A 10,251-nucleotide genomic window follows, 5' to 3' on the forward strand; every position below is an offset into this window, starting at 1 on the left:
GTCCGTCGGCCGCACCCGGCCACCCGGCTGCACCCGGTCGGCGCGGACCAGTTCGCGCCGGGCCCGCACGAAGGGGCGTGGGCGGTCCACGGAGAGCACCGCGGTCGTACGGCCGTCCCGTTCATACAGGGCGAGGAAGCCGTCGTCGGCCGGGACGCCGTCCGCCACCACTCCCTCGACGATGCGGACGGTGTCGCCCTCCCGGCGCCGGCCGGCGAACTGGAGGCGGGTCCCGTACTGGTCGGACCAGAAGTACGGCAGCGTCCTCGCGCACTCCACGGTGCGTCCGGCGAGCAGGTTGGTCACGGCCACCCGGGGCTGCTCCGTGGCGGAGGTCCAGTGTTCCGCGCGCGTGCCCCCGACGCGGGCCACATCACCGACGGCGACCACCCGCGGCAGCGACGTCACACAGCCGTCGTCGCAGAGGACGCCGTCGTTCAGCACCAGCGCCGAACCCGCCAGCCAGGCGGTGTTGGGTGTGGCACCGATCCCGGCGATCACTACGTCGGCGGCCAGATTCCGGCCGTCGGAGAGTGCCACCGACGTCACCGCGACCGTGCCGCGCAGTGCGTCCACGGACGCGCCGGTGACGAGTTCGACGCCCGCGCGGCGGTGCAGCGTGGCACACACGGCGGCCATCCCGGCGCCGAGTTGGGGCACGAGCGGAAGCTGGGCGGCCTCGACGACGGTGACGGCGTGACCGAGGACGGCACACGAGGAGGCGGTCTCCGCGCCGATGAAGCCGCCGCCGATCACGATGACCCTGCGCGGGCCGCGGGTGAGTTCCGCACGCAGGGCGCGGGCGTCGTCCAGGGTGCGCAGGGTGTGGACGCCGGCGAGGCCGTCGCCCGGAAGACGCCGGGCCGAGGCGCCGGTGGCGACGACGACGCCGTCGGTGGACACGGTGCGGCCGTCGTCGAGCAGCACGGTCCGGCCGCGGGCGTCCAGGCCGCGGGCACGGACGCCGAGCAGCCACTCGGCGTCCAGCTCGGCGGTCTCCTCGGCGTCGGTGAGCGCGAGTTGGCCCTCGTCGGCCCGTCCGGTGAGGAAGTCCTTGGAGAGGGGCGGCCGGTCGTAGGGGCGGTGGGGTTCGTCGCCGACGATCACCAGCCGGCCGTCGAACCCCTGGGCGCGCAGTTCCCGGGCGGCATGGAGGCCGGCCAGCGAGGCGCCGACGACGGTCACGGTCCTCATGCGGCGCTCCCCTCCTCGGCGGCGAGAACGACGTGTACGACACCCTCGTGGATGGTGACCCGGTGGGTCCGGACGGGCCTGCGGGCCGGGAGGCAGGTCGGCCGGCCCGTGCGGAGATCGAAGGACGCGGCGTGCAGCGGGCATTCGATCAGGCTGCCCTCCAGCCAGCCCTCGGAGAGGGAGGCGTCCTGGTGGCTGCACGTGTCGTCGACGGCGTAGAGATCACCGTCGTCGGTGTGGAAGACGGCGATCGGCGGACTCGTTCCGACCCGGGCGGACTCGCCCTTGGGAAGGTCTTCGAGGCGGCAGACGGGAATCATCGGGCTCCCCTCTCGGTCCGGAACCCGTGTATCGACGGGTGCGGGGACGCGTACCCTTCCGGGATCCGGACGCTTCGGTAACATGATGTTTCACATGGCGCACTGGAGAGCGCTATGCGCAACAGAATCCGGGCGGGCGCCCGTGGCGTCAAGGGCTTCCCGCAGATGCGGTCCCGACGGGGCCGCCAGGTGGTGAGAGTTGAGCCATGACCCGCACACAGAAGCAGCCCGACCATGGTGAGGACCGCGTGGAGAACAAGCAGGTGGGCAGAGGGGCGGCGAGCAGCGTGCAGTCGGTGGACCGCGCCGTGAGCGTGCTGGAGATCCTCGCCCGGCACGGCGAGGCGGGCGTCACGGAGATCGCCGACGAGCTGGACGTGCACAAGTCCACCGCCTTCCGGCTGCTCGGCGTGCTGGAGAACCGCGGCCTGGTGGCCCAGGAGAAGGAGCGGGGCAAGTACTACCTGGGTGCCGGTGTACTGCGCCTCGCGGGGGCGGCGACAGTGCGCCTGGACATCTCGCAGGAGGGCGTGCCCGTCTGCCGCGAACTCGCCGACGAACTCGGCGAGACGTCGAATATCGCGGTGCTGGACGACGACGCGGCGGTCAACGTCATGCAGGCCCGCGGCACCGCCTCCGTGACGGCACAGAACTGGCTCGGGCGGCGCACCCCGCTGCACGCAACCGCCAGCGGCAAGGTGCTCCTCGCCCACCTGCCGACCACGCTGCGCGAGGGTCTGCTGGCCCGCCCGCTGCACCGGTTCACCGAGCACACGGCCACCGGCGCGGCGATGCTGCGCGGCGAGTTGGAGACCGTGGCCGAGCAGGGATACGCGATCACACAGGAGGAGCTGGAGATCGGGCTCGCGGCCGTGGCGGCACCCGTCCGTTCCCACGACGGCAAGGTGATCGCCTCGATCAGCGTCTCGGGTCCGGTGTACCGGCTGACGCCGGAGCGGCTCCCCGACCTGGCGAAGCGCACGCTGGCGGCGGGCGTCGAACTGTCCCGCCGTATGGGCTACGGCTGCTGACCCGAGCCGGACGCGCGGCGGCGTTCTCACTATGTTCCTCATAGCGCAACCCATCGTGCAATGCGCAACAGCAGAGGAGCTTGTCGTGCCACACGAGGTTCGTGCCGCAGTCGCTGTGAAGAAGGCCGCACCGGTCGAGGTGCAGACGATCGTCGTCCCGGACCCGGGACCGGGCGAGGTACTCGTCGCGGTACAGGCCTGCGGGGTCTGCCACACGGACCTGCACTACCGCGAGGGCGTGATCACGGACGACTTCCCTTTCGTGCTCGGCCATGAGGCGGCCGGCACCATCGAGGCGATCGGCGAGGGAGTCACCGGTCTTCAGCAGGGCGACTACGTGGTGCTGGCCTGGCGGGCGCCCTGCGGCGGCTGCCGTTCCTGCCGACGCGGCCGCCCCTGGTACTGCTTCGACTCCCGCAACGCCGCTCAGCCGATGACACTCCTGGACGGCACCCCGCTGACCAACGCGCTCGGCATCGGCGCCTTCGCCGAGAAGACGCTGGTCGCGGCGGGCCAGGCGGTGAAGGTCGACCCGGCCGCGCGCCCCGAGGCGGCCGGCCTGATCGGCTGCGGCGTGATGGCCGGCTACGGCGCCGCCGTCAACACGGGCAACGTGGGCCGTGGCGACTCGGTCGCCGTCATCGGCTGCGGCGGCGTCGGCAACGCGGCGATCGCGGGTGCCGCCCTGAACGGCGCCATGAAGATCATCGCGGTCGATGTGGACGGCCGGAAACTGGACCGGGCGGAGCGGTTCGGCGCCACGCACACCGTCGACTCCCGTGGCACGGACCCCGTCGAGGCGGTCCGCGCCCTCACTGACGGCCACGGTGTGGACATCGCGATCGACGCGGTGGGGCACCCGGAGACCTTCCGTCAGGCCTTCTACATGCGCGACCACGCGGGCGTGCTGGTCCAGGTCGGCGTGCCCACGCCGGAGACGGCGGTCGAACTGCCGCTCATCGACGTGTTCTCGCGCGGCGGCGCGATCAAGTCGTCCTGGTACGGCGACTGCCTGCCGAGCCGCGACTTCCCGTTCCTCATCGACCAGTACCTGTACGGGCTGCTGGACCTGGGGGCCTTCGTCTCGGAGACGACCTCGCTGGACCGGGTGGAGGAGGCGTTCGCCAAGATGCGCCGCGGCGAGGTCCTGCGCTCGGTGGTGGTCCTGTGAGCGCCCCCGGCAGCCACCCCTCCCCCCGCGTGGTCGTCATCGGCGCCGGCATCGTCGGCTGCTCGCTCGCCGACGAACTGACCGCCCGCGGCTGGAACGACGTCACCGTCCTCGAACAGGGCCCGCTGCCCGCCCCCGGCGGCTCGACCTCGCACGCGCCCGGCCTCGTCTTCCGGACCAGCCCGTCCAAGACGCTCACGGCGTTCGCCCAGTACACCGTCGAGAAGTTCACCTCCCTCGAACCGGACGGCGTGCCCTGCTTCCGGCCGGTCGGCGGCCTGGAGCTGGCCACCACCCCGCAACGCCTCGCCGACCTGCACCGCAGGGCCGGTTACGCGGCGGCATGGGGTGTGCGCGGCGAGATCGTCGACGCCGCCCGGTGCAAGGAATTCTGGCCGCTCCTCGACGCCTCGGTGGTGCTCGGCGGCTTCCACACCCCCGGGGACGGCCTGGCGCGCGCCCTGCACGCGTCCCGCGCCCAGCTGGACCGCGCCACCGCGCGGGGCGCCCGCTTCCTGGACCGGCACACGGTCACCGGCATCGAGCGGCGGGACGGCAGGGTCACGGGGGTCGTCACGGACCGGGGCACCTTCCCCGCCGACCACGTGGTCTCCGCGGCCGGCTTCTGGGGCCCGGTCGTCGGCCGCATGGCCGGTGTCGACGTCCCCCTGCAGCCGCTCGCCCACCAGTACGCGCGGACCGGACCGCTCCCGGACCTGAGCGGCGCCACCGCGGAGGCCTCGAAGCCGATCCTCCGCTTCCAGGACCGCGACCTGTACTTCCGGGAGCACACCGACCGCCTGGGCATCGGCTCCTACGCCCACCGTCCGCTGCCCGTGGACCCGTTCGCCGTCCCCGCCTACGACGAGGCCCGCGACCGGAACATGGAGATGCCCTCGTCCTACCCCTTCACCCCGGACGACTGGGCGCCGAGCTGGGAGGACTGCCGCCGGCTGATGCCCGCCCTGCGCGAGGCGGAGATCGAGTCGGGCTTCAACGGGGTCTTCTCCTTCACCCCTGACGGCATGCCCGTCCTCGGCGAGTCCCGCGCGCTGCGCGGCTTCTGGCTGGCGGAGGCCGTCTGGGTCACCCACTCGGCCGGGGTCGCCAAGGCCCTCGCCGAGTGGATGGTCGACGGGCGGCCGTCGCTCGACGTGCACGAGTGCGACCTCACGCGTTTCGAGGAGGCGCAGCGTTCACCGGCGTACATTCGCGAGCGCGGTTCACAGCAGTTCGTCGAGGTGTACGACGTCCTCCATCCCCTCCAGCCGATGGAGCGTCCACGCCCGCTCAGGGTCAGCCCCTTCCACCCACGGCAGGAGCGGCTCGGCGCGTACTTCCTGGAGGGCGGCGGCTGGGAACGACCGCACTGGTACGAGGCCAACTCCGAACTCGTCACAAGCCTGACGCTTCCCGACCGGGACGACTGGTCGGCCCGCCACTGGTCCCCGATCGCGGCCGCCGAGGCGCGGGTGACACGCGAAGGCGTCGCCCTGTACGACATGACCCCGCTGCGCCGCCTGGAGGTCACCGGCCCCGGAGCCCTCGACTTCCTCGACCGCATGACCACCAACAACCTCCGCAAGAGGCCGGGCGCGGTCACCTACACGCTCCTCCTCGACGACACCGCAGGCATCCGCTCCGACCTCACCGTCGCCCGCCTCGCCCCCGACCGATTCCAGGTCGGCGCCAACTCCCCCGCCGACCTCGACCACCTCCTGCGCCACGCGCCCGACGGAGTGCACGTCCGGGACATCACGTCCGGCACCTGCTGCGTCGGCGTCTGGGGCCCGCTCGCCCGCGACCTCGTCCAGCCGCTGACCCCGGACGACTTCTCGCACGAGGCGTTCGGCTACTTCCGCGTCAAGGAGACGTACGTCGGCCATGTCCCGGTCACGGCCATGCGCCTGAGCTACGTCGGTGAACTCGGCTGGGAGCTGTACACCACCGCCGACCTGGGGCTGAGGCTCTGGGACACGCTCTGGGAGGCGGGCCGGGAGCTCGGCGTGATCGCGGCCGGACGTTCCGCCTTCAACTCCCTGCGCCTGGAGAAGGGTTACCGGGCCTGGGGCACCGACATGACCGACGAGCACGACCCGTACGAGGCCGGCGTCGGCTTCGCGGTCCGCATGGACAAGGCGGACTTCGTCGGCAGGGCCGCACTGGAACGCGCGGGCGAACCGGCCCGGCGCCTCACGCCCCTCCTCCTCGACGATCCGGCCGCCGTGGTCCTCGGCAAGGAACCGGTCCACGTGGACGGCACACCCGCCGGTTACGTGACCAGCGCCGCGTACGGCTACACGCTCGGCCGCTGTGTCGCGTACGCCTGGCTCCCGGCCGGTCTGGCCGCCGGCACCGGCGTGCACGTGGAGTACTTCGGCGAGAAGGTGCCCGCCACGGTCGCCGACGAGCCGCTGTTCGACCCGGAGATGACCCGCATCCGCCGCTAGGACGGCCCAGGAGGCTCCCGATGTCCCCCACCTACGACGTGATCGTCATCGGCCTCGGCGGCATGGGCAGCGCCGCGGCGCACCACCTCTCCGCGCGGGGCGCCCGTGTGCTGGGCCTGGAGAAGTTCGGACCGGTGCACAACCGGGGCTCCAGCCACGGCGGCTCCCGGGTCACCCGGCAGTCCTACTTCGAGGATCCGGCGTACGTACCTCTCCTCCTGCGTGCCTACGAGCTGTACGAGGACCTGGAGCGGGCCACCGGCCGGGGCATCGCCGTCCTGTGCGGCGGGGTGATGGTCGGCCGGCCCGACTCGTGGACCGTGTCGGGCTCGCTGCGCTCGGCACGCGAGTGGGACCTGCCGCACGAGATGCTGGACGCCCGGGAGATCCGCCGCCGTTTCCCGACACTCGCCCCGGCGGACGACGAGGTCGCGCTGTACGAGGCCAAGGCCGGTCTGCTGCGCCCCGAGAACACCGTCGCCGCCCACCTCCAGCTCGCCACCCGGCAGGGCGCCGACCTGCACTTCGACGAGCCGATGACGCGCTGGGAGCCGTACCGGGACGGCGTCCGGGTGCACACCGCCGAGAACACCTACACCGCCTCCCATCTGGTGGTCTGCCCGGGCGCCTGGGCACCGCGACTGCTCTCGGACCTGGGCGTGCCTTTCACGGTCGAGCGGCAGGTCATGTACTGGTTCCAGCCCAAGCACGGCACCCGGCCCTTCCTCCCCGCCAACCAGCCGATCTACGTCTGGGAGGACGCGGCCGGCGTCCAGGTGTACGGCTTCCCGGCCATCGACGGCCCCGAGATGGGTGCCAAGGTCGCCTTCTTCCGCAAGGGGCGGGCCACCACCCCGGAAACCATCGACCGGAGGGTGTACGACCACGAGGTCGAGGCGATGGCCGACCACATGTCCGGCCGCATCCCGGATCTGCCCGGGACCTTCCTCAAGGCCGCGACCTGCATGTACACCACCACAGCGGACGAACACTTCGTCATCGCCCGGCACCCCGCGCACCCCGACTCGGTCACCGTGGCCTGCGGTTTCTCCGGGCACGGCTTCAAGTTCGTGCCCGTCGTGGGGGAGATCCTCGCCGACCTGGCCCTGACCGGCAGCACCGCCCACCCCATCGGTCTGTTCGACCCGGCCCGCCCCCACTCCGGACTCCGCCCGAGTGGGGAGACCTCCACCGCCGCCGCGCCCGCCTGACGAGGAGCACGCACGTGACGACGACTCCCCTGTCCTCCAGCCTCATCGCGACCCTGCCGGGCCACTACTACACCGACCCGGAGATCTTCCGACAGGAACAGCGGCACGTCTTCGAATCGATGTGGTTCTGCGCCGTCCGCGGCGCGGACCTGGACCGGCCCGGCGCCTTCCGCACCGTGCGGGTCGGAAGCGAGAGCGTCATCGTCACCCGTACCCGCGCGGGCGAGTTGCGCGCCTTCCTCAACGTCTGCCGGCACCGCGGGGCCCGGCTCTGCCTGGAGCAGTCCGGCGAGGTGCGCCGCACCCTCCAGTGTCCGTACCACGCGTGGACCTACGACCTCGACGGCAAGCTGGTCGCCGCGCCCGACCTGACGAAGATGCCGGACGTCGACCGTTCCGCGTACGGCCTGGTCGCGGTCGCCCTGCGCGAGTGGCTCGGCTATGCCTGGGTGTGCCTGGCGGACGCACCGCCCTCGTTCGAGGAGACGGTGCGTGGGGCGGCCGTGGAACGGCTCGGCGACCCGGCCGCGATCGAGCGGTACGGGACGGAGCGCCTGGCGCTCGGACGGCGTGTCAGGTACGACGTGCGGGCGAACTGGAAGCTGATCGTCGAGAACTTCATGGAGTGCTACCACTGCGCGACCATCCACCCCGAACTCACGGACGTACTGCCGGAGTTCGCCGACGGCTACGCGGCCCAGTACTACGTGGGCCACGGCGCGGAGTTCGGCGAGGGGGTGAAGGGCTTCACGGTCGACGGCAGCGAGGGCTTCGGCAGGCTGCCCGAGGTGTCGGAGGAACAGGGCCGCCGCTACTACGCCGTCACCGTCAAGCCGACGGTCTTCGTCAACCTCGTACCGGACCATGTGATCCTGCACCGCATGTTCCCGCTCGCCGAAGACCGCACAGTCGTCGAGTGCGACTGGCTGTACGCGCCCGAGGTCGTGGCGTCCGGGGCCGATGTGTCGAAGTCGGTCGAGCTGTTCCACCGGGTGAACACGCAGGACTTCGAGGCCTGCGAGCGCACCCAGCCGGCGATGGCGTCTCGGGCCTACCGCTCGGGCGGCGTGCTGGTACCGACCGAGCACCACATCGGGATCTTCCACGAGTGGCTGCTGGAGCGGCTCGGCGGCCGGGACGACCGGGACCCGTCCCCCTAGGCGGGTGACTGTGCGGGGCGCTTGTACATGCGCGTCGCCGTGATCTCGCTGTGCACCGCCTCTCCCTCGCCCTCACCGGCCTGGACCGGCTGGGGCAGCCCCGGACGCAGGTGTTCCTCCACGCTGATGTACTTGAGGCCGGCCCTGAGATCGGCGTCGTTGCGCAGCCGGATGACCAGCGGGAACTCGGCGAGCGCGGTCGTGTCGAACAGGCCGGTGGTGTACAGGAGCTGGACGCCGAGCGCGTGGGACACGGCCCGCTGGAGCTCCAGCAGGTAGGTGGCGTTCGCGCGCCCGATGGGGTTGTCGAGGAACAGGGTGCCGGCGTGGCGGTGCCGGTCGCGGCCCCGGTCGTTGCTGCGGAGCGCGGCCATCGTGCAGTACAGGGCGATGGCCGCGGTGAGCAGCTGGCCGCCGGAGAAGACGTCGCCCATCTGACCGACGGGGACGCGCTCGGCGCGCAGTACGGCGTCGGGCTTGAGGATCTCGACGGCGACGCCTTTGGGCGTCAGGGCGGCCGCGACGCCGCGCAGCAGCAGGGACATGCCGTCGCGGCGCAGGTCGGAGTTCTTCTTGACGGCCGCTCGGGTGGCCTCGTCGACGACCTCGCCGAGTCGCTCGGTGAGCGTCGCCTGGTCGGGTTCCTCGAAGCGGATGCGCAGGAATTCCTGCCCGGACCACTCCCCGAGGCCCTCCGGGAGCCGAGAGAGCCGCTGGGCGGAGCGGAGGGTGGCGAGGGCCGACTCGACGAGGCCGCGCAGCCGGTCCACGATCGAGTCGCGGTTGCGCTCCAGCTGGGCCAGCTCGTCGGTCAGGACGCGGAGGCGGGGCGCGAAGGCGTCCGCCCACTTGCCCGCGTGCTCGGGCAGCGCCGAGGCGGGCAGCTCGCGGATCTGCTGGCGGGCGGGGGTGCGGACCTGCTCGTAGCGGGTGGAGTTGGCGTGCCGGACGAGGATGTCGCTCGCCTCGCGTACGGCGGCCTCGGCGGCGGAAAGGTCGGCGGCGCAGCCGCGCAGGGAGCGGCGGGCCTCGGCGGCGGACTGGCGGGCCTCCGCCAGACCGCCCGGGTAGGGCTCGGGCTCCTCCTGCTCCTCCTCTGGTGCGTGTTCGCGCAGCAGGTCGCGGAGCATGGCGGCGATCTCGTCGAAGCCGCCGGCCGCGTCCTCGGCGGCGCGGTGCCTGTCGAGCAGTTCGGCGTGGGCCTCGCGGGCCTGGGTCAGTGCCTCGGTGCGCGAGGCGAGTTCGGCGGTCGCCGTGCGCAGCAGGGTCTGGGCGTGTTCGGCGTCGCGCGGGAGGAGTTCCTCGGGGAGTTCGGTGTGCGCGTCGCCGTCCTCGGGTGCGAGCCGTTCGGCCTCGCCGCGCAGCCGGCCGAGCTGTTCGCTCGCGCTCGACATGCGGGTCTCCAGGAGCTGCACCAGTTCCTCGGCGCGGGCGGTGGCGGCCTGCCGGGACGGCCCGTCGGAGCCGTCGGGCGACTCCAGCAGCTGCCCGGCCCGGGTGCGGACCTTGTTGCTGAGCCGGTCCAGGTCGGCGCGGGCCGCGCTCTCGTCGCTCTCCGCGCGGGCCTGCTCGGCGCGGAGGTCGGCGCCGACGCCGACCTTCTCGTAGAGCTGGGAGGCGGCGCGGTAGGCCTCGCGGAGGGCGGGCAGGGACGCCTTCGGCGCGTCCGTGCCGTCGTCCGGTGCGTCCCCCGACGCCTCCTGCGGCACGTCGT

7 protein-coding genes and 1 pseudogene are annotated in these 10,251 nt (G+C 72.5%); 5 read left to right on the forward strand and 3 right to left on the reverse strand.

Features of this window, described 5'->3' with window-relative positions; translation table 11 throughout:
• Both EBH09_RS05470 and EBH09_RS05475 read right to left on the reverse strand, forming a co-directional pair.
• On the reverse strand, positions 1-1,194 hold a 1,194-nt coding region (locus EBH09_RS05470; RefSeq protein WP_193776119.1), incomplete at its 3' end, for an FAD-dependent oxidoreductase.
• On the reverse strand, positions 1,191-1,514 hold the full coding sequence (locus EBH09_RS05475; RefSeq protein WP_121745833.1) for a bifunctional 3-phenylpropionate/cinnamic acid dioxygenase ferredoxin subunit: 324 nt from the start codon (positions 1,512-1,514) through the stop codon (positions 1,191-1,193). The genes EBH09_RS05475 and EBH09_RS05470, both read right to left, overlap by 4 nt.
• A 287-nt stretch (positions 1,515-1,801) precedes the next feature.
• Here EBH09_RS05475 and EBH09_RS05480 point away from each other — a divergent pair, with 287 nt between their 5' ends.
• The 5 genes from EBH09_RS05480 (at position 1,802) to EBH09_RS05500 (ending at position 8,537) form a co-directional block, all read left to right on the forward strand.
• The gene (locus EBH09_RS05480; protein WP_121746252.1) at positions 1,802-2,545 is read left to right on the forward strand and encodes an IclR family transcriptional regulator; all 744 of its coding nucleotides are present in this window, start codon (positions 1,802-1,804) and stop codon (positions 2,543-2,545) included.
• A gap of 85 nt (positions 2,546-2,630) precedes the next feature.
• Entirely contained in the window at positions 2,631-3,716 is a 1,086-nt protein-coding gene (locus EBH09_RS05485) for an S-(hydroxymethyl)mycothiol dehydrogenase (RefSeq protein ID WP_121745834.1), read from the forward strand.
• A complete protein-coding gene (locus EBH09_RS05490; RefSeq protein ID WP_121745835.1) occupies positions 3,713-6,166 on the forward strand; it encodes an FAD-dependent oxidoreductase in 2,454 nt (817 codons plus the stop codon). The genes EBH09_RS05485 and EBH09_RS05490 overlap by 4 nt, the downstream gene beginning before the upstream one ends.
• A gap of 20 nt (positions 6,167-6,186) precedes the next feature.
• A complete protein-coding gene (solA, locus tag EBH09_RS05495) occupies positions 6,187-7,377 on the forward strand; it encodes an N-methyl-L-tryptophan oxidase (protein WP_121745836.1) in 1,191 nt (396 codons plus the stop codon).
• Positions 7,378-7,391: 14 nt separating this feature from the next.
• Complete coding sequence (locus EBH09_RS05500; RefSeq protein WP_193776120.1) at positions 7,392-8,537, forward strand: aromatic ring-hydroxylating dioxygenase subunit alpha; 1,146 nt, start codon at positions 7,392-7,394, stop codon at positions 8,535-8,537.
• Here the strand turns inward: EBH09_RS05500 and EBH09_RS05505 are convergent.
• Positions 8,534-10,251, reverse strand: a pseudogene (locus tag EBH09_RS05505) (hypothetical protein); the annotation flags it as partial. The gene EBH09_RS05500 and the pseudogene EBH09_RS05505 overlap by 4 nt on opposite strands.

Source organism: Streptomyces sp. E2N166, from assembly GCF_003671715.1.
Lineage (GTDB): Bacteria > Actinomycetota > Actinomycetes > Streptomycetales > Streptomycetaceae > Streptomyces > Streptomyces thinghirensis.

Coding starts and splice junctions, on each gene's coding strand:
- EBH09_RS05475 (WP_121745833.1), bottom strand. CDS start 1,514: ATGATTCCCGTCTGCCGCCTCGAAGACCTTCCCAAGGGCGAGTCCGCC.
- solA (WP_121745836.1), top strand. CDS start 6,187: ATGTCCCCCACCTACGACGTGATCGTCATCGGCCTCGGCGGCATGGGC.